Annotated in this window: 12 protein-coding genes and 3 tRNA genes; 10 read left to right on the top strand and 5 right to left on the bottom strand. The window is 54.4% G+C overall.

The window, feature by feature from the left end; translation table 11 throughout:
- Positions 1 to 152: 152 nt before the first annotated feature.
- Complete coding sequence (gene orn / locus NXS13_RS08625; protein ID WP_259080198.1) at positions 153 to 785, top strand: oligoribonuclease; 633 nt, start codon at positions 153 to 155, stop codon at positions 783 to 785.
- A 45-nt stretch (positions 786 to 830) separates the two neighbouring features.
- A tRNA-His gene (locus tag NXS13_RS08630) sits at positions 831 to 903 on the top strand.
- A gap of 81 nt (positions 904 to 984) precedes the next feature.
- On the opposite strand, the gene NXS13_RS08635 is transcribed toward NXS13_RS08630, so the two are convergent.
- A complete protein-coding gene (locus tag NXS13_RS08635) occupies positions 985 to 2,160 on the bottom strand; it encodes an Ig-like domain-containing protein (protein ID WP_259158755.1) in 1,176 nt (391 codons plus the stop codon).
- Between the two features lie 300 nt (positions 2,161 to 2,460).
- Here NXS13_RS08635 and NXS13_RS08640 point away from each other — a divergent pair.
- Both NXS13_RS08640 and NXS13_RS08645 read left to right on the top strand, forming a co-directional pair.
- Positions 2,461 to 2,536: transfer RNA gene (locus tag NXS13_RS08640), tRNA-Lys, on the top strand.
- A gap of 137 nt (positions 2,537 to 2,673) precedes the next feature.
- Positions 2,674 to 2,749 (top strand) — tRNA-Lys (locus tag NXS13_RS08645).
- Between the two features lie 50 nt (positions 2,750 to 2,799).
- Here the strand turns inward: NXS13_RS08645 and NXS13_RS08650 are convergent.
- Positions 2,800 to 3,708, bottom strand: a complete 909-nt coding sequence (locus NXS13_RS08650; RefSeq protein WP_259080193.1) for an exodeoxyribonuclease III — start codon at positions 3,706 to 3,708, stop codon at positions 2,800 to 2,802.
- A gap of 83 nt (positions 3,709 to 3,791) precedes the next feature.
- Between NXS13_RS08650 and NXS13_RS08655 the strand changes: the two genes are divergently transcribed.
- Genes NXS13_RS08655 through NXS13_RS08665 form a run of 3 tightly spaced genes read left to right on the top strand, consistent with a single transcriptional unit; the run spans position 3,792 to position 5,387 of the window.
- A complete protein-coding gene (locus NXS13_RS08655) occupies positions 3,792 to 4,439 on the top strand; it encodes a lipocalin family protein (protein WP_259158752.1) in 648 nt (215 codons plus the stop codon).
- 43 nt (positions 4,440 to 4,482) lie between these two features.
- A complete protein-coding gene (locus NXS13_RS08660; RefSeq protein WP_259080190.1) occupies positions 4,483 to 5,049 on the top strand; it encodes a nicotinamidase in 567 nt (188 codons plus the stop codon).
- Positions 5,049 to 5,387, top strand: a complete 339-nt coding sequence (locus tag NXS13_RS08665) for a DUF393 domain-containing protein (protein WP_259158750.1) — start codon at positions 5,049 to 5,051, stop codon at positions 5,385 to 5,387. Before NXS13_RS08660 ends, NXS13_RS08665 begins: the two co-directional genes overlap by 1 nt.
- 32 nt (positions 5,388 to 5,419) lie before the next feature.
- Here NXS13_RS08665 and NXS13_RS08670 read toward each other — a convergent pair whose 3' ends face one another.
- Entirely contained in the window at positions 5,420 to 5,695 is a 276-nt protein-coding gene (locus tag NXS13_RS08670; RefSeq protein WP_259080186.1) for a DUF3618 domain-containing protein, read from the bottom strand.
- A gap of 113 nt (positions 5,696 to 5,808) precedes the next feature.
- On the opposite strand from NXS13_RS08670, the gene bcp reads away from it, so the two are divergent.
- On the top strand, positions 5,809 to 6,279 hold the full coding sequence (gene bcp / locus NXS13_RS08675; protein WP_259289634.1) for a thioredoxin-dependent thiol peroxidase: 471 nt from the start codon (positions 5,809 to 5,811) through the stop codon (positions 6,277 to 6,279).
- A complete protein-coding gene (locus NXS13_RS08680; RefSeq protein WP_259080182.1) occupies positions 6,272 to 6,922 on the top strand; it encodes a TetR/AcrR family transcriptional regulator in 651 nt (216 codons plus the stop codon). The genes bcp and NXS13_RS08680 overlap by 8 nt, the downstream gene beginning before the upstream one ends.
- On the opposite strand, the gene NXS13_RS08685 is transcribed toward NXS13_RS08680, so the two are convergent.
- On the bottom strand, positions 6,912 to 7,298 hold the full coding sequence (locus NXS13_RS08685; RefSeq protein ID WP_259289635.1) for a holo-ACP synthase: 387 nt from the start codon (positions 7,296 to 7,298) through the stop codon (positions 6,912 to 6,914). The two genes, NXS13_RS08680 and NXS13_RS08685, sit on opposite strands and share 11 nt — an antisense overlap.
- A 2-nt stretch (positions 7,299 to 7,300) precedes the next feature.
- Entirely contained in the window at positions 7,301 to 16,351 is a 9,051-nt protein-coding gene (locus NXS13_RS08690) for a type I polyketide synthase (RefSeq protein ID WP_259289636.1), read from the bottom strand.
- Positions 16,352 to 16,937: 586 nt separating this feature from the next.
- Between NXS13_RS08690 and cas3 the strand changes: the two genes are divergently transcribed.
- Complete coding sequence (cas3, locus tag NXS13_RS08695; RefSeq protein ID WP_259289637.1) at positions 16,938 to 19,790, top strand: CRISPR-associated helicase Cas3'; 2,853 nt, start codon at positions 16,938 to 16,940, stop codon at positions 19,788 to 19,790.
- Positions 19,791 to 19,858: the final 68 nt, after the last annotated feature.

Below are 19,858 nucleotides of genomic sequence, written 5' to 3' on the forward strand. Positions count from 1 at the left end.
CTACGTGTCAGAGTTCTTGGCTCTTGGTTCTAGATTCTTGGTTTTTGGTTCTTGCCAATGGGAATCTCATTGCCTAAGCCTACCTGCTTCGTTGCCGAAGAAACGGCTGTCTATGTCATTGTTGTCTGGCAAAGTTACTAAGGTAGAAAAGTATGAGTGAAATAGCTGCGAAAAATAACCGCTTGGTGTGGATCGATCTGGAGATGACCGGGCTCGACCCTAACCTTCACACTATCGTTGAAGTTGGAGCGATCATCACCGATGCCGAGCTCAATATCATCGGCGACGGCGTCGATATCGTTGTTCACGCCGATTCCGCTCAACTGGCGCATATGGATGATTTTGTACGCACTATGCATACCGAGTCGGGGCTGCTTCAGGACATCATGGACTCCCCTGTGACGATGGCCGAAGCTGAGGAGGCCATCCTCGACCTTATTGCTCAGCACTGCGATCCAGAGCACCCAGCACCTCTTGCGGGAAACTCGATTGCCACCGATCGCAGTTTTATTCGCGCCTATATGCCGCGCTTAGATAAAGCTCTGCACTACCGGATGATTGATGTCTCAACTCTCAAAGAGCTCTCCCGTCGCTGGGCCCCGCCGGTATATTTTCATCAGCCGAAAAAGGGGCTCGCGCACCGCGCGTTGGCCGATATCGTGGAGTCTATTCGAGAACTAGATTACTACCGCCGCAGCTTGATGAGCACCGATCTATCGTCACCGGATATCTCAGCCGCACAGGAGGCTGCCACCGCACGCTACCAGTCATTTTTGGAAAAATAGAAGGCTCGGGTTAATATAGTCCTCGCTGCTTTAAACGGTAGCGTGGTGGCTGTAGTTCAGCTGGTAGAGCACCAGGTTGTGATCCTGGGTGTCGCGGGTTCGAGCCCCGTCAGCCACCCCCAATAGATAGAAGTGGCCTCCGTATATGCACGGGGGCCACTTTTGTACTCCCCCTCATCTCTAAAGGGGGAGTTTTGTACTAGGAGATGGAGGCGTTGCCAGCCTTCCACTGCTCCCACTCGATATTCCAATCACCCAGACCGTCGTAGACGGAGAGGATACCGCCTTTGGTATTTTTCACCGTGACTATATCGCCACGCTTAACAAAGTTCTGGAACCACGCAGCGTTCTCGGTACTGACATTCACGCAGCCGTGAGAAACATTGGAATTTCCCTGAGCCCCAAGTGACCAGGGGGCGGCGTGGACGAAGATACCCGAATAGGACATTTGGGTGGCATAGGATACCGGGGTGCGGTATCCCCCGTCTGCGACTGATAATCCGAACGTTGATGAATCCATTAACAAGGATTCATACTGATCTCCGATGATATAGATGCCATTGGGGGTCGGCCATTTATCGGAGCCCAAGGAGACGGGCATCGTCTTTACAGCCTCACCGTCCTTGAAAATGGTCATCGCCTTCGTTGAATCATCGACAATGGCTTCGACTCGGGAACCAATGGTGAAGTCAGCCTTATTGCCATTATTGGCATAGACACCATCGGCAAGCTCAATACCGTAGAGATTCGCATCCACCGACACTTTGGTTCCTGGTTCCCAGAATGTTTCGGGTCGCCAGCGCACTTGTTGATTAGAGATCCAATAAAATGCCCCGTCAACCTTTGGCTCGGTCGTAATACGAATAGCGTCCTGCACAGCCTTGCGGTTTTCCACGTAGGAATCAAAAATGACGGCGATTGTTTGCCCCACGCCCACCTCGGCGCCGTCGAGCGGGGCCAGAGAGGTGTTCACCAGGGAGTTGGGTTTGATGGTGGAGAAAGCAGCTGTTGTTTTTTCTCCATTTTTATCAGTAGCAACCAGTGTATATTCGCGGTTGAATCCGAGATCTTCGGCTGTGGTCCACCCCATCATATCTGCATCCATCTCGCCTTTGACCTGATACCCCTCTTCATTGGTCATAGTTACCGACGAGAGTCCGTCACCGAGTGATTTCACTAACACGGGCTTATTGGGCGGGACCTTACTCGCTCCGTCCTTAACGCTCGCTTGGGGCGCTTGGGCGACAACGACAGACGTGGTGGGCGCGACGGACTGGGCTGCACCATCGGTCTTTTGATCAATGGTGCACGCAGTGATCTGAACCATCACCAATCCTGCTAATAAGAGGGTGGAAAATGCGCGCGTAAAAGCCATAAAAATGCGGGATTCCTTCGACGACGTGGGACTTACTGGACGAATAGAGTGCGTTTATAGGTGGATTATTGATTTAGATATCCATCCTAAACATCCTAAACAATGAACTGCACTTTATTATTATCCACTACTCTGGTGTGAAGATGGACAAGCACACCGAGGTTGAGGCGATAGCAGCTTCTAAGTCCCTGGCCCATTTCCAGCCGCTATCGCTCTTATCTCTAATACCGCCTCTGACGAGCACTTTTGCGCGGAATGGAAGAAACTGTTATATTTTTCTTCGTTGCTTAGCGCAACCTTGCGCCATTAGCTCAATTGGCAGAGCAACTGACTCTTAATCAGTGGGTTCGGGGTTCAAGTCCCTGATGGCGCACCAGATACGTCAAGACCTCGTTGGATATGAATCCAACGAGGTCTTCATTATATTCAGCCCGAGACGATCTTGAGGATTTGCCTAATTAAAAATATGTGGTGTAGCGTCTTTCTTCGTTGCGTGTTTAATTACGCACTCTTGCGCCATTAGCTCAATTGGCAGAGCAACTGACTCTTAATCAGTGGGTTCGGGGTTCAAGTCCCTGATGGCGCACCAAAGAAACAGTCCGCTGGGTTGGAGCCCGAGCGGACTTCTTTATGTCGCCCTTATGCGTATCGCACCAGCAAGGGTGCGTGATCGGACCAACGTTGCTCGACGCTGGGGGCCTTCTCTACCCAACATTTTTCTGCTCGGTCGAGCATTGCCTTCGTTGCTGCTTGGTAGTCGATGCGCCACCCGGCGTCGTTATTAAACGCTTGGCCGCGGTATGTCCACCAGGTATATGGGCCTGGCACCTCAGGAGCCAGGCGGCGACTGATATCAAACCATTGCGGATCCTGTGCTGGTTGCCACATAGTTTTTGCGCTGTAATTCACAGTTCCTTGCCATTGCCATAGTCGCTCTTTATTTTGAGGGGTGGCATCGGGGAAGGAACCAAATACATGATCAAGAAAAGCGCGCTCCTCGGGGAGGTGGCCGGATACTTTCTCATTGGGCTTATTATTTTTGAGATCTTCTGAACGGTGGCAGATATTCCAGTCCCCACCGATCACCATATTTGGGTGGCTCTTGGCCCGCTCGCTGAGAATATCGGCAAACTCATCAAGGAAAGTGTATTTCTCATCTAATTTCGGGGAGTTGGTTTCGCCGGATGGGAGATAGAGCGAAGCAATATGAATGCCCAGAGTATCGGCCTCGATCCAGCGACCCGCCTCACTAAAGTTTCCGAATCCGATCGAGGTATTAGTAAGCTCGCCGCGGGAGAGTATACCCACCCCAGCGCGCCCCTTGGTGCCGGGTAGGAGGGATTCCGCCATAACTAGATTCCATCCCGATTCGAGGGCTGGGGCGAGAGCCGCACGGGTTTGAGCCTCGGTTGCGCGTACTTCTTGGATGAGGACGATATCGGCCTCAGTGTCATTCAACCATGGGTTGATGCCGTGATTGGACTCATTGCGTTTTTTACTCGCTGCACGGATTCCGTTGACGTTCACACTCGCTATTGTCACAGTCATGTGGCCAGTTTAACGCACGAGTCTTCTCTCATATCTTGTGTAAGCTTAAGGTTTATAAGCTTTTCCCTTCGAAAGGATTTTCTATGAAGCGTCGCCTACTGAGTATCTGTGCCGCCCTCGTGATGAGCGCAGGTCTAATCACACCAACTCATGCTCAAGACATTTTTAATGGGGGCCGTTTCGCCGGTGGCTCCTCCGATCTCTATGCGCAGCTCTTCCCCGCACCCGGCCCCCCGCTACCGGAATTTGGAGGCACTGTAGATCTCGACCGCTATCAGGGAACGTGGTATCAGCTAGCCGCCATTCCACAGCCGTATACGATCATGTGCCTGACTGATACCACGGCCACATATGAGCGTATCCGTGAGGATGCCGTCAGTGTGGTTAATCGCTGCTCGACCGTTTTCGGGCCCTCGATTGTTGATGGCTCTGCCGAAATTCGTAGCGACGCCACCCTCCGGGTGGATTTCCGTGGCATCCCCTTCCAGCGGCCCAATCGTCCCGGGAATTACCGGATAACCTATTTAGCCCCTGATTATTCTATGGCTATTGTCGGTAGCCCGAACCGTAGTTCTGGCTTCGTTCTTTCGCGCACCCCCCATATCAGTGATGAGAAGTGGCGTGAGGTTCGTCAATTGATTGAGCAGCGTGGTTGGTGGTCGTGTGCATTCCTGACTACCCCGACGATCAACGGGCGAGCCGATACTACCCCTCTCTGCCAACTTCCTTAGTTTTTTTACCCCCAGCTGGGACTTTTGACCTAGAGTGGGGGATATGAAACGAGCCCTCATTATTGTTGACGTTCAAAATGACTTTTGCCCCGGTGGTAGTTTAGCTACCGCCCGGGGGGAGCTGGTAGCAGAAGCCATTGCAGATCATCTCGCTGAGCGCCACCGCACTTACGATGCGGTGGTTGCCACCAAAGATTGGCATATTGAACCCGCGGGACACTTCGCCGCCGAGCCCGATTTTGAGCAAACGTGGCCGGTGCACTGCTTGGCTGGTACCGAGGGAGCGGAATTTCACCCGGCTCTCGATTCGGTACTGATCTACCTTCATGAGGTTTTTCTCAAGGGCCAGTATGAGCCTGCTTATTCCGGTTTTGAGGGCCAATCTCATGATACCTCTCAGCCATTAGCGCAGTGGTTGCGCGAGCGTGATATTGAGATCCTCGATATTTGCGGCATTGCCACCGATTACTGCGTTAAAGCGACGGTCTTAGATGCTCTATCGCACGACTTCGAGGTGCGCGTCCTGAGTGATCTCTGTGCCCCTGTGAGCGAAGAATCTGGGGCAGCCGCCTATAAAGAAATGCTCTCGCGCGGGGCTCAGTTAGTGTAATGACCGCTAGCTTTTTATATGATCCCGACTGCAGATTGTGCACTCGGCTCGCTCACTTCGCCCGCCAGCGCATCGCAAGAAACGATATGGCTCTCATCCCTGCTACCACGTGGCCCCACCCCCTCAACGCTGATCCCAGCCAGACCGCCATTTATATAGCCGAGCCTGGTGGTGCCGAACTAGTAGAAAACCACGCTATCGCCGCGTTGATGCGCCATATGGTTTTCCCGTGGCCGCATCTCGCCCCTGTGGTCGACCACACCCCTTTCGCCGGGGCGGGATATCGTTTTATTGCCGCACATCGCCATCACCTGGGGTGCTCCCTGGCAAAGAAATAAAACCCTGCCGGTTCCGGCAGGGTTTTTAATCTTTAGCGGGTGGCAAGGAGTTCCTTGAGCTCGCGAATTTCTGCTTTCCGCCGGCGTTTTGCAACAAAGCTCACAACGACGATGCCGCACACAACTGCACCGGCAACGCCGAGAACTTTTTGTACTTGCGGATCATTGAGGCGCGCGCTCAGGGACTGCTTTGCATCTTCGACCAAGTGGGCGGGCTTGGTGCGGTTGGCGATTTCGTCAAGAGTAGCGGCAAGCTGGCGCCGGCTACGCTCGATTTCCCGCTGGATATCATCAATATTTCGAGCCACGGTTTTTCTAAACTCCTCGTTGATCGGGGTTATTGCTATTTAATAACTATATTCTCACTATATCGTGCTTTAAGCTTATTCGCTTTGCAGAGAAGTAGGTAAACTTAAAAACTATGGATACCCACAACCGTTTGAATGAAGGCGACCTCGCTCCTGATTTTTCCCTCCCCAGCGACGAAGGCGTCACGATCAGCCTGTCGGACTTTGTGGGGTTACGGGTGGTCCTCTACTTCTACCCCAAAGCCGATACTCCAGGATGCACAGTGGAGGCAACACATTTTCGCGATCTCGTCGCTGATCTCGATGACGTCGTTGTGGTGGGCGTCTCTCCCGATTCCATTGATAAGCTGCGCTCTTTCAAAGCCTCCCACAATCTCAACTTCCCTCTCCTCTCGGATCCCAGCACCACGGTGATGCGCCAATACGGGGCTTATGGGGAGAAAAATAATTACGGGAAAATCGTCGAAGGCGTGATCAGGTCCACCCTGATCATCGGGCCTGATCGTCGTATTGAAAAGGCCATGTACAATGTGCGGGCTAAAGGACACGCCGCCCGAGTACTCAAGGAATTACGCAATGAATGATTCCTCCCCCGCACCCACTGGCCCTATCCTGCAGCCTAGACGAAGGCCGGCTCAGCAACGCTCCAAGGAGCGATATTCTCGAATTTTGGAGGTAGCACGAACTGTTCTGGTGGAATACGGCTTCGAGTCCTTTACCTTTGACGAAGTTGCCCGGCGCGCCGAGGTCCCCATTGGTACGCTCTATCAATTCTTTGCCAACAAATATGTCCTCATCTGCGAATTAGATCGAGAAGATACCGCCAAAAGCGTGGTGGAATTAAAGAAATTTGCCGAACAAATTCCCGCTTTGCAGTGGCCCGATATCCTCAATGAGCTCATCGGTCACCTCGCAGATTTATGGCGCGCCGACCCCTCTCGGCGTGCCGTTTGGCACGCCGTGCAATCCACACCAGCCACGCGTGCGACCGCAGCTGAAACGGAGCGGCCCATCTTGGATATTTTAGCAACCGTATTAAAGCCCTTGGCTCCCACAGCCACCGCTGAGGAACGCCACGTCATTGCCGCGCTGCTCATGCATATGTTGGTATCGCTGCTCAACTATGCGGTCCACGATCCCCACGTGTCCGAAGCCGATTTTGATCGCACTGTAGGGGAGATTAAGCGCATGGCGGTGGCCTACCTCTTTGCGGTTGCTACAAGTTAATGAGACATATTGCCGTCGCATAATCTCCATCGTGGCTGATACTGATTTGGATATCACTAGAGGGGAAAACCTCAGCGACTCGGCCTTGCAGCTCGAGACGAGGCCGCCCCCAAACATCGACAACAACTTCGATATCTGAGAAGTCGAGGGAATCGATGGTGGGGGGTTGCCCATAATTCGACTGCGACCACGCTTTGATAAAAGCTTCTTTCACCGCATACCGCCCCGCCAGATGGGCGTCTCGTAGTGGTTTGGTGGAGGCAATACGTAATTCCCTCGGTGAAAAGCTGCGGGAAAACTGCGAACCGACTGTGTGCAGCTGTTCCGAAAAGCCCGGAATGTGCACCATATCGACTCCAATAAACCCGCTACCCATTTCTAGACCTCCAAAATTCCATTAACAAGACGCGCCGTTGGACTCAGCAAAACCGCTGCCTCACGCTGTTTAGCGTGCTCTCCGGTGGCGCCTAGATTGCGGTCAACTGGCCTCTCGTAGAGCTTCTTGCCTCCGTGCATCGCATTGAGTATCCGGCGTAAGCCCATTATCTCTCGTTCCTCGGATATTTCTTGCCAGTGCTCTGCTCGATCTTCACCATACTGTCGTCGCACCGCTTCCACGAAGGCTGCGGGGTGGACAATAGCGATCAGTGCCGAGACGTGCCCGAATCCGAGCGAGGTCACAAGTCCTGCCTTAGCAGGCTGCTCGCTGAGATCAAGAGGAGAGCGCAACCATACTAGGTGTTGATGCTGGCGCAGGACCGGATCTACGCAGTCGAGACTGCGGTTGGCCGGAATAATGCCCGTGCGCAGCGTCTGGGTGAGCCCAATAATTTGGAATGCAGCGGCTCCACCTTTAGCGTGCCCGGTGAGACTCTTCTGCGAGATCACGTAGAGGGGATTGCCTGGACTGCGGCCGATGGCATGAGCGATTTTTTCATGCAGATCGGACTCATTCGGATCATTGGCGTGGGTGGATGTATCGTGCTTGGAAATAATGCGGATATCATCTGCACTCACTCCCACTGCGGCAAGCTGTGTAACCAGACGAGATTCCTGTGAACCTCGGGCGGCACCTAGCGCTCCCAGTCCTGGAGCGGGGATGGAGGTATGAGCACCATCGGCGAAGGATTCTGCGAAGCCTACAACACCGAGAACCGGCAGGCCCATCTCATAGGCCAAGCTAGCACGAGCAAGAAGGATGGTGCCGCCTCCTGCGGATTCCACGAATCCCCCACGGCGACGATCATTAGCTCGGGAGAAGAAACGCTCTTCTATACCTTGAGCCACCATGTCTTTGCTATTGGCGGTGGCTGCCATATCCCCGAAACCGGTGATGCCTTCAATCGAGAGATCATCATATCCGCCGGCAACAACGAAATCACTCTTGCCGAGTTTGATCTTGTCCACGCCCTCTTCCACCGAAACAGCTGCCGTGGCGCAGGCCGCAACGGGGTGGATCATCTGCCCATATCCGCCAACATATCCCTGCATCACATGCGCGGCCATCACATTGGGCAGTGCCTCTTGCAAAATATCGTTGGCTCGGGGTTGTGCTAGGAGCCCATCAATATAGAGTGAGCGCATTGCCTGCATTCCGCCCAATCCCGTTCCCTGGGTGGAAGAGACTCGAGCTGGGTGGAGGGATCCGAGGAGCTCTGCTGGGCTAAATCCAGATGATAAGAAGGCATCAATGGTGGCAACGAGATTCCACACCGCCACGCGATCGAGGTTATCGATCATATCTGCGGGGATACCGTAGGTGGCAGGATCAAAGCCTTCAGGGATTTGGCCGCCCACGAAGCGTGACATCGCCATACGCCGCGGCACGTAGATAGGCGATCCGGAGTGGCGAACAATGCGCCACTCCCCTGTTTCAGGATCACATTCTGCACTGGTCGTCTCTGGCGCTGAGTCAACGTAGGTTTTAGCTGTAGCAGCATCGGCAACGTGGAAACTCACATCGGAGTCAAGGTGGATGGTGGTGAGCTCGGGGGCGAGGTTATCCACCATTCCGAAATCGTCGTAGAAGCGACGAATGCCAATGCGTGCGAGGACTTCGTCGTGATAACGCTCGTAGATCTCAGCCTCATCAACCTCGTGATCATCCTGGTCAAGCCAGCCGTGATCCCAATGGATGAGTCCGAGTGACCACGCTAGTTCGACGACTCCTGCAGCGGAGAGATCACCGGAAATTTCAGCGTCGAAACGCGTTCGGGAACTGCCCAAGGGCCCTAATTCACCCGCACCCACAATGACAACCATCTCATCAAGATTCTGGCTCACTTGGTTGGTGAAGTCGGGATGGATTGCTCCCAGTGGTCGATAGGGGCTAGGCAGCGCCTTGATCGTGGAGGGCGTATCACTTATCTCCTGCTTGTCCTCGCGTTGCTGAGCGCGTGCCAGAGCTGCGAGATCCAGGTTAGCATCGCTCAAACCTCCAGTCGCGTCGATGATTTGGGGAGCGTGGCAGGCTTTATCTCGGATTGGTGTACTGATCGCGTCGAGGAGAATGGACGCGATTTCGGTGGTGCTAAATGTGCTAACCCCGGCGCGCTCCACCTCGCTGACCAGTGGATCGTTGTGTGCCATGAGCCCAGTTCCGCGTACCCAGCCAATAAGGACATGAGCGAGGGAGGTGTGATTTTTCCAGTTATCTTCCACTACCCACCGGTTCACCAGTGCATCGAGAGCTGCCTTGGCTTCTCCGTAGGCACCATCAGCTCCGAAGATGCCGCGGTTGGGCGATCCTGGCAGCACGATGTGCATGCGCTGACCGATATGGGTGTCAATCCCAATGCGCGATAGCGTGGCTATCAGTCGCTCGACGGACCATAATAAGAGACGCATTTGCTTCTCCGTTTCGGGGCCTGCGTCTGCTACGGTTCCGCTCACCCGCGGGGCAGCGAAGGGGAAGAGCACGGTGGGCTTATAGGCTGGTTTGATTACCTTCGTTTCGCCGTTGACTTGGGCGGTACGCTGAGTAGCGATCCATTCTGATAATTGGTCGATATCGCTGAAACTACTCAAGTTGGCTGGCACTACCCACAACGCCGCACTCCCCCGCGCGGAGCGCGCATACAACTCTTTGTAAAACTCCAAGCGCTGGTGATCGAGCGAGGAGGTCGTCGCGATAACTGTGGCCCCGTGGTGCAAGAGGCCTTCCAGCACACGCGCGGCTATTGATTGCGGGGAGGCACCAGTGACCACGGCAATGTCGGTTTCCCACTGTAGGGGTCGCATATCGCGCGCTTGAGCAGCGAGCTCATCGAGGCCGAAATATTCGGCTTGCTGCGCAACGCTCTCGCCGGCGCCCCGAAGATCGAGGTCTTCGGCTGATATATGACCCAAATGAACGCGGCTTATATCTTCGCGAGCTGATGCCCAGCGGTCGTCGATGAGCACGGCGGTGGCAGGATCAAAGCGGGGAGCCACCGTGCGCGGCCAATCCGAGCCTAGCTCGCTGGCTACTAGATCGAAAAGCTCTTGATCAGTCGCGTCTGCTGAAAGGTCGACTCTGTGGGAATGATCCTCTAGACCCAGATGCGTCAAGATAGTGCGTGCAGTGGCGGCGAGTACCCCGGAATCTCCGGTGATACTCTCGGTGAATTCTCGCACTGCTTCCTGGTTAACTCCTGCCCCAGCGGTATTATCCGATTGTGCAATGCTCACGGTGAGGCCGTGATCTGTGGCCACTGATTGCACGGCAGCGTCGATAAGCTGATCGAGTTCGCTGCTGGAATTGGGCGAGCTGGGCTTAAGAGTGGCTAGATCTCCGCCGCGTATAGATGAACCGTCGCGGGCGCCTAGTACTAAGGCGGCGGTGGCGTGGTAAACCCACCCTGGCCCCAGCTCCCAGACTTTGGTAATCCGCTCGGATATATAGCTTGGACGCTGGGATGCGGGACCGGTCAGCCGCCTGAGGGCATCCTCGATCGCGGTTGAGAGCACTGGACCGAAGGGCTGGTAATTCTTGCTCAGTCTCGTTGTGGTGGCATAGAGGTCACTGAGCTCTGAGTCTGCGGCCCCATCAATGGAACCTAAGTTGCACTCCAGGCCGAGATCGAGAAGAAGCTGGTTACGGCGCGAGGAGACACCCTCAACGAGTTGCTCGATGGTATCGGTTGCTGCCATTTGATCGGGGCGGACCTTAGCCCATAAGGCAATGAGCGTTCTCGTTGCTTCTGCGGCACCGAAATTCAAATCCTCAGGGCGCGGCTGCGTGGAATGCGCCGGGATGGCTGCTTGCGGCGCGGGGATGACAGCAGGCTGTGGTGCTTCTGTCTCTGGTTTGTCCTCTACTGAAGCATCGGTAAATATGGCTGGTGCGGGGTATTCTTCCCGGGCAAAAACCTGCGCCGCGTCACGTTCGACGTTGAGGATATCAACGTGTGTGGGCTGATATTTATCCATCGCTGCGGTTTGCGCCATGAGATTAGCCAGGGTGGGCGCATGGCCAACTCCAACTTCGATGAACCGCTGGATGCCTAGGCCGTGGGCCTTTTTGGGGCGCAGAATGAGATCTTGGGTTTCAATCCAACGCACCGGAGAGGCGAATTGCCAGGCCAAGAGCTCCACCAGAATGGTGCGCGCTAAGGCCCCAGGATTGTGTATGCGATCCTCCCACTGTTCTAGGACAGTGTGCAAAATTGGAGCATCCACCACATCTAATATGGCGCCCACAAATTCTTGAGTGAGTTCAAAGGGACGGGCAACGAGGTTGGGAATATATTTGCCTACCAACACCTCAGTATTAATCACCTCAGGCAGGAGGCTCTCTAAATGCTCACGGAAATCAGCTACCCCGTTGAGAAGATGCGTGGAGTGGAAGGGGACATCAATGCCCGGGATGATAATTAGAGCCCGCTGGCCTGGGGCCTTTTGCTCCGCATCCGCTGCCAGGATATGCAAGCCCTTCATGGTGCCGGCGACGGCATATTGTTTACCAGCGAGGTTGTAGTTCACGATCTCAAGAAACTCACCTGACGACTGCGACAGGGTGGAGATATAGTCAAAGACCGTTTCTTCACTCAACCCCATCTTATGAGGCCGTAAAGCCGCTAATCCGTACTGGGAATTACCTTTTTCGTCTCTTTCCACCAGGCGGTGCATGGTGAGGCCTCGTTGATATACAATCTCGACAACATTCTCGAGGGTAATGACATGGGAATAGGCAGCGAGCGCAGTGTATTCCCCAACCGAGTGCCCAGCAAAATAGGCGTTATTTTCTAAGGTGTGCGCCTCGTCCAACTCTGCGATCTGCGCTACTGCTAAACAAGCCATAGCAACCTGGGTGAACTGCGTGAGATAGAGAACGCCCTCAGGGTGGGTGAATACCTCGTTACCCACTGATATGGCAGGGGGGTTATTGCGCACAATTTCTAGAATCGAGAACCCTAATTGGGTGCGCGTATGATGGTCCGCGCGATCCCAGATGCGACGGGCTGCTGCCGATTTTTGCCGTTGAACCATGCCCATACCAACGCTCTGGATGCCTTGGCCGGGAAAAGCATAGAAGGTGCTCGGCGACTTCATCGTGGCCGTAGCTTTGAGCACGGGGCGATCGTTAACGCTGGCGGTAATTTCTCGCACTTCCCCATAACCGTCGCGTTCATCGACCCCGATGCGTACAACGGTGAAGTCTACGGTTTCACCGGGGAGGAGGGGGCTTTGCATAAAGACGTGGTAGTCCAGGATCTCTGCTGCGGGCGTAGAAATACTTCCTTCGGTAAATTGCGCGCTCGCTATGTGCTGCGCAATCGCTGAGGTCCACATACCGTGGACGATGACGCCCTTATGAAGGCCTGCGAGCTTGGCGGCGGTATCACTTAGGTGGATCGGGTTATGGTCCCCAGTCACCTTTGCGAAAGCTTCCATAGAGTGCGGAGCGACAATACGGGCATGGGCCCTGAAGGAAGAGGGGGTGGGGTGGAAAGCCGGCTGCGAGAGGCTCAGGGGCTGCGAACCTGTGCGGCCCTGAATTGCAAAGCGTTCCCTCAGAGTCGCAAGTATGCGCCCCTGCTCAGTAATCTCAGCGCGCACTTCAATCACGCGCCCACTGGTGGTGTCAGACACAGAGAGGATTGTGGCCGATATATCGAGGTCTACGTGCTCTCCTGCAGTAGGGGGAACTAACTCTCTGTGCAGTTCAATATGGTGGTCGAGGTGAACGAGGTTGAGCAGCCCCTCGACTGCCCGCCATAAGGGATGATCGGGGACTTTAGCTTCACTCAAAGCCCGGAAAATAGCTGGCCATGCGGGGCCGACTAGGATATCGGGATTAAGATGGGTACCACTGATGGTGCCTGGGATATCCCCCGATTTCACCTGCGATCGGATATGCCCTGCGGTGATGGTGAGGTAGTCAGTACAGTCTAGGGCACTCAGGCGTGCGTGGTGGTGGTAGGTCTCGCCGATCTTCTCGCCCCACAACCCACCGGAGGCAATCTTGGCGAGGTGCTCCATAGCCGCTTCGGCGTCAGCATATTCCACTATGGGAAGGCTGCTCGCTGGTGCGTTTTTAGGAACGGTGATCCGAATGGCGAGTTCTTGGCGCAGCGTACCGCTGGTGTCCAGGGGGATCCGCAGGTGAGCAAGCTCAGGATCGAGTGCCACGAGGTGGGCGCCGGAGGGTTCGTGGTAAGCGCTATCTGCTCCCATCACCCACTGGTCGCGGTTGCCAAGGCGCTCGATGAGGGAAATATGGTGGTGCCCTGCCCAGAAAATACCAGGGCTTCGCAGTACCTTCTCAACCACACAGGTATTATCCGGCTGGGCGGCAACACCTGCTGCTTGGAGCTGATCGATGGTGGTGGCATTAAAGCGGGCAAGTAGACGGGCAACGGGCTCATTGAGTGCGGTGATCCCAGCTACAGAGCTAATACCTGGAATGATGGCTACTTGGTCGGCTGGGTATCGTTCATCCTGGGCTTGCCAGAGCGAATCCGAACGCCACCAGCGTCGCACCTCCGCGTCAATGCGCGGAACGAAATTTACTGGCTTTCCGCGCCCAGCGCATAGGTCAAAGAACCATGCACAGTCCGCAGGATGCAGCAGTTCGGTGGTGGCGATTGGGTAGGTGCTCAGCAGTTGTTCAATGAGTTCTCGCGGGTCTTGGTCCGCGTCTGCAGTAATCGTTGGGGTGAATTCCCCATGCTCGACGGGGCTGAGTCTGGCCTCGGTGCGACTGAGCATCTGCGCGAAACGGCTAAACCATGTGTGGTCAACCCAGCGCCCCTGATAGGGCCCCGATAGATCACAATATCGATTAAGCCACGCCGCATAGGTCATGTCTTCCACATCGCCGAAATAGGGTTTTGCTGTTCGGTTGAGTGCGGCGATAATTTCTTCACGACGCTCCTGGCAGAGCTCTTCATTACCAGCGACTTCGTCGAGCAACCTGGCGGTGCGGGCGAAGGAATTATCAATTTCGTGGATATCAGCACCTAGTTGCGAGCGACCTGAGGCCATACCGTCCCGGGCGTCGCCTGCCCCCACCCAGCCTGAAATACCAGGGGTTGCCACCAATAGTTCCTTGACCGCTTGGCTGGTTTTAGCCTCTAAGGTGGCCATCGCAGCGGTACCGATGAGAATACCGTCGACAGGCATAAGGGGAAGATCATAAGCGCGTGCCCACGAGCCGGTCAGGTATTCCGCGGCGCGTTCCGGAGTACCAATGCCGCCACCTACACAGAGGGTGATATTAGGAGTCTGGCGGATCTCAGCATAGGTTGTCATGAGCAAATCATCGAGGTCTTCCCACGAGTGGTGTCCGCCTGCTTTACCTCCTTCAATTTGCATGATGATATCGGTGTCCGGGACCATCCGAGCAATCTGGAGGATCTTGCGTATATGCCTGACGGCTCCTGGCTTGAAGGAAATCCACGGCAAGCCTGCCGCACGCAGTTGTGCGATCACCTCCACCGCCTCATCTGGTTCTGGTATTCCAGCGGAGATGGTAATGCCATCGAGCGGAGCGCCGGCGGCACGGGCCTTGAGAAGGAGCCCCTTACCTGCCACATGGAGTCGCCACAGCTTCGGATCCAAGAACATAGCATTAAATTGTGCGTTGATCCCAGGCTCTAGGAGCGCTGTAAGCTTAGCTAAATTGCTTGCAAAGATCTCCTCGGTCACCTGACCACCACCAGCCCATTCCGCCCAGTGACCCGCATTTGCTGCGGCTGCCACGATCTCTGGATCTACTGTTGTCGGTGTCATTCCGGCTAGAAGGGTGGGTGAATAGCCCGTAAGACGAGTAAATTTAGTGGACACACACAGCGTGCCATTGCGCTCGACAAGCTGCGGGGCGAAGTCGGAATAAGGCTGCGGGAGGTGAATATCGGCACCGGCATCAAAAAGTAAAGCTTGACCGTGAACAGGCGCAACCGCGAAACTGCGCGCCGACAATCCTTCGAGGATTTTCTCGGTCATGGGCACCATGCCGCTATCGGGGCCGATATCGAGAAACCAACGCGCACCCTGGTCATAGGCAGCAAGCACCACATGGGGCCAATCAATAGGATCGACCATAATCTGCCTCGCGATGTCCCGGGCGCGTTGCGCATCGAGGCCACAAAGTGCAGCCCACTGGGCAACGTCCTCCACACCTGGGGCTAAAAGCGGATGGTGAAAACCGGCAAGAATCGGCAGCACGGTGATCTGCGGCTGCAAAACAGCGCCGCCAGTTTCCTTATTGTCGCGGGCCTGCGCCTGGGCCTGAGCCTCTTGAATAATAGCGTTCCTGACTCGCTGATTATCCTCGGGGCGTCCGACGAGCACGAAGGAATCGCGGGAATTTTTCAACCCGATATGAGGCCGCTCATGCAGTGGGATATCGTGGCAGCTCTGGTCTATGATCTGAGACAACTGCGCGTGGTTCACTCCTGAAATGGCAAGCATTGGGCCTTGTTCTCCCTCGGAGATAAGGCCGGTATGGGCACTGTGACGGGTGACAGCCGCCCCCACTAAGCGGGCGATCGCAAGGATCTCCGCTGCCTCGGAGAGATCCTTTAAGGCATATACCCCGAGAACACCTTGAGAATGACCTAAGTGCGCGGCTGCATTTTCTACGTTGAGCCCTTGGTCTTCGAGGAGATCTAAAACCGCTAACTGAGCAAGAAAAATGCCAGGCACGCTGAGCGCGGGGTGTGCCAGATCGAAGCTCACAGACTCCGCTTCGCTCCACGCTATGGGGTCGAATCCGAAGGGATTTGTACCCGCCATAAGGGAACGTACTGGTTGGAGAAGTTCCTCAGCACGGCTCATAACGGGTTCAAGAGTTCGACCAGCCCCGTGGGCTACAGCATCCTTAAAAGTATCGAGCCAATCGAGGCCTTGGCCGGAGAATACCAGCGCAAAGGGTTCAGTTTGAAAGCGCTCGGTTAGGCGAGACGTCGAATACTCGATGCCGTGGTGGTTAATGTGCGAGGTCACGATGAGAAGTTCTCCTCAAATTGATGCGGGAAAGCCTGGCGATGTCGGGTCACCCGAGGCACCTTTGCTTAAGTCTAGATGCATTATGTAGAAAAAATGGCGCGCTTAGGAGTCGTTCGTCGACAGGATTATTTTGTCCCCAATACTATGCCACAAAACATGAGGGAAGCGTCATATTTTCGGAAAAATTTTTAGTACAGCGCTGCAATTAACCCCACGATCCCACGCTGGAAGCGTCATAAAAATAACGATCAGCAGCATATTTGTACGCAACAGCAGCTTCTCACTTCAGTAAATAAGACCCTAATCATTTAACGAGACTTAGCTTTGCGTCCCACTACCTGCAGTGTGTTTACCTTCGGTGGGTAAGATCCGTAGAATAAACAGATATTCCGAGGGTTCTTCGGAATGATCCCTTAGCGATAAAGAGATCACACTAATCCCCGCACGAGCGGGGATAGCCCCCAGCCTACGTGTAGGTTTTGGGGGCTTTTTCGAATATATGGGCGATCGTGGTACCCCCGCTGTCCACTCATCGAGAATAATGGAAATACATCACAAGCTTTCTTCATATCCTAAGGACATCATGACCACACCCCCATTTATCCAACCGCCACTAGATATAGCTATCCATAAGGGCGCGTGGGCAAAATTCGACCATCAATCCGGTGAATCGATGCCGCTCACCAGGCATCTCGATGATGCCGCCTGCGTAGCTGCCCAGTTGTGGGATCATTGGCTACCTCAACACTCACAAGACTTGATCAGTACCCACTTTTCTAACAATGACGAACTCGCCCGTAAGCTCGCCATCTTTCTTACGGCAGGACATGATATTGGTAAACATAGCCTGGCATTTGCGGGAAAAATAGATAGCCTCAAAGAACGCATCGCAGCACACGGTGGCGAGTTCATAAAACTTAACCCCTCCGAAGGGGCCCAAAGTTTCCATAGCCTCTTTAGCGCTGAGAGCCTTATAACGTGGCTGGCTCAGCGCAATCCGGACGGAAACAGGCAGGCACGAGAATCCCTAGCGACGATTGTCGCTGGACATCACGGATCCTTCCCATCCTTCAACCTAGTTCAACCACGAACAAACCGCGCTCTATCTCGAGAAGCCCGCAAGCACTGGGCGGCAGATCGGTTTGTGTATTGGGATAGGGCCGCCAAAACCGCAGGTCTTGACGATGGAGACATTATTGCACTCACACAGGCTCCCCTCCCAGCGCCTGCCCAGATGATACTGTGCGGATTCGTCATTATGGCGGACTGGATTTCTTCGAACACCGATTTCTTCCCGCTGATCGATCAGCGCTCAAGTAGTGATCGAGCGCGCGATGCTATTAAATCTCTCCGCTTCCCACCACACTGGACCCCAGCTCCCGACCAGAACAGTGCGGATCTATTTCGCAGCAGTTTCTCCCTACCCGAAAATGCAAGTCCGAGGCCAGTGCAGATAGAAGCTATGCGAATGGCGCGGGAGGTTCCAAGCCCTTGCCTCATGCTCATTGAAGCCCCCACAGGCGAAGGAAAAACCGAGGCTGCCTTTGCAGCCGCAGAAATCCTGGCTTCGCGTTTCGGCCTCAACGGCATCACTGCGGCACTACCCACATGCGCGACCTCCGATGCCATGCTACCTCGCTTTATGTCATGGCTTGACAGAAGGTTACCTGCGGATATGCAGGCCGGAACTTTGCTCAGCCACGGCAAAGCCCAATTCAACGATGAATACCAGGCCATCTTTTATCAAGCTCGGGGAGACTTCTCTGGTATCTATGACGACGATATCTCCGACGAAGACTCTCAAACCCATCGTAACTTCAGACCTCACTGGTGGTTTACCGGGCGTAAGACCAGCGCCCTAGCGGACTTCTCTGTGGGGACGATCGACCAGATTCTTTTCGCAGCGCTACGAACCAAGCATCTTGCTCTTCGGCATCTAGGCTTGAGTAATAAGGTCGTTATTCTTGATGAGATTCACTCTGCGGACGCCTATATGGCGGTTTACCTCAAACGAACCTTGGAGTGGTTGGGGGCCATGGGGATTCCTGTAATCGCACTTTCGGCGACCCTCGCCCCGCAGCAGCGCTCAGACCTTCTCGAGGCCTACAGAAGCGGTAGCATGATCGCCATCGGCAAGAAATCGAAAGAAGCGGCAGCTATCTCTTTCGATCAGCACGTAGGCTATCCGCTCCTTAGTGCTATCACAGCCACAGGTCTTCTCGTGCGCGATACCCAACCGAGCTCCCGGAGCAGTCAATTTACCTTGGATTATTTGGGGCTTGATTCGCAAGATTTTATCGAGTCGGTGATTAAAGAATCCTCTCACGGTGGCTGTATCGGAGTGGTGTGCAATACCGTCAACCGGGCCCAAAAAATATACCGAGCTCTCAAAGACCGTTGTTCGGACTCGACCGAACTCATCCTGCTCCACTCCCGCTTTCTAGGGTACGAGCGCCGCCGGATTGAGAAAGATCTCGTGGACAGACTGGGGCCAGATTCAACCGATCGCCCCCACAATATGATCGTGGTGTCTACCCAGATCATTGAACAATCAATGGATATCGATTTCGATGTTCTATTTAGCGATATCGCCCCCATCGACCTCATATTCCAGAGAGTTGGGCGCCTCCACCGCCACAAGCGGGCTCCTCACGAGCGCCCTGTAGCCCACCACAGCCCACGAGTACATATAGCAGCATGCTCCGCCCCCGACGCTCAGCTTGCTCCCACACTAGATCCAGGAAGCACCGCGGTTTATGGCAGAGCACCATTACTGCGCACTCTCGCCGTCCTACTCAAACATGGCCCTGTCCTCCGCTCCCCTGGGGACGTGGCTTCTCTTGTTGCCGCTGCATACTCGGACGATCCTTATTATCCAGAATCATGGGCCGCAGAATTTTTACAGGCCGAAGAAAAGGCTCAGATTCAGCTCAACCAAAAAATATCGCGCGCCCAACAAAGCTATTTACAAGTCCCTCCCGATACTAGTCCGGTATGGCTCCAAAAGAGGGGAGGCACCCTGGAAGCGCGAGAGGAACGTGCGGGTGGTGCCCAGGTGCGAGATATCGAGGATGCTCTCGAAGTTATCGTGGTTGTTCGCGACGATCATGGGCTGAAAACCCTTGATTTTACTCCTGAACGAGCGGACGAATATATCAACTTCGGTCATCAGATCGATGAGCAATTATCGAAGGTTTTAGCACGTAGCATCGTCTCTTTACCTTTCTGGGTGCTAAAAGATGAAACCACTGCTGACGCTCTGTTAGACGCTCTCGAGCAAGACGTCCTAACTGCAACAGAGGTTGAAGTGCTTAAGCGCAACAAGTGGCTACGTGACCAACTATTTCTAGCTCTTGGTGCAGATTTAGAGGCTGATATTGCTGGCTACCATGTGGCTTATTCTCGCGAGTATGGACTGACAGTGGAAAAAATCTGATCAAATTTCACAAGACCTTGCAAAAAATCTTTTTTTATTGCTAAGTTAGAATTAAACAACTAAAGAAA

The sequence above is a fragment of the Corynebacterium sp. ES2730-CONJ genome (assembly GCF_024834055.1).
GTDB lineage: Bacteria > Actinomycetota > Actinomycetes > Mycobacteriales > Mycobacteriaceae > Corynebacterium.

Coding starts and splice junctions, on each gene's coding strand:
- orn (WP_259080198.1), top strand. CDS start 153: ATGAGTGAAATAGCTGCGAAAAATAACCGCTTGGTGTGGATCGATCTG.
- NXS13_RS08635 (WP_259158755.1), bottom strand. CDS start 2,160: ATGGCTTTTACGCGCGCATTTTCCACCCTCTTATTAGCAGGATTGGTG.
- NXS13_RS08650 (WP_259080193.1), bottom strand. CDS start 3,708: ATGACTGTGACAATAGCGAGTGTGAACGTCAACGGAATCCGTGCAGCG.
- NXS13_RS08655 (WP_259158752.1), top strand. CDS start 3,792: ATGAAGCGTCGCCTACTGAGTATCTGTGCCGCCCTCGTGATGAGCGCA.
- NXS13_RS08660 (WP_259080190.1), top strand. CDS start 4,483: ATGAAACGAGCCCTCATTATTGTTGACGTTCAAAATGACTTTTGCCCC.
- NXS13_RS08665 (WP_259158750.1), top strand. CDS start 5,049: ATGACCGCTAGCTTTTTATATGATCCCGACTGCAGATTGTGCACTCGG.
- bcp (WP_259289634.1), top strand. CDS start 5,809: ATGGATACCCACAACCGTTTGAATGAAGGCGACCTCGCTCCTGATTTT.
- NXS13_RS08680 (WP_259080182.1), top strand. CDS start 6,272: ATGAATGATTCCTCCCCCGCACCCACTGGCCCTATCCTGCAGCCTAGA.
- NXS13_RS08685 (WP_259289635.1), bottom strand. CDS start 7,298: ATGGGTAGCGGGTTTATTGGAGTCGATATGGTGCACATTCCGGGCTTT.
- cas3 (WP_259289637.1), top strand. CDS start 16,938: ATGACCACACCCCCATTTATCCAACCGCCACTAGATATAGCTATCCAT.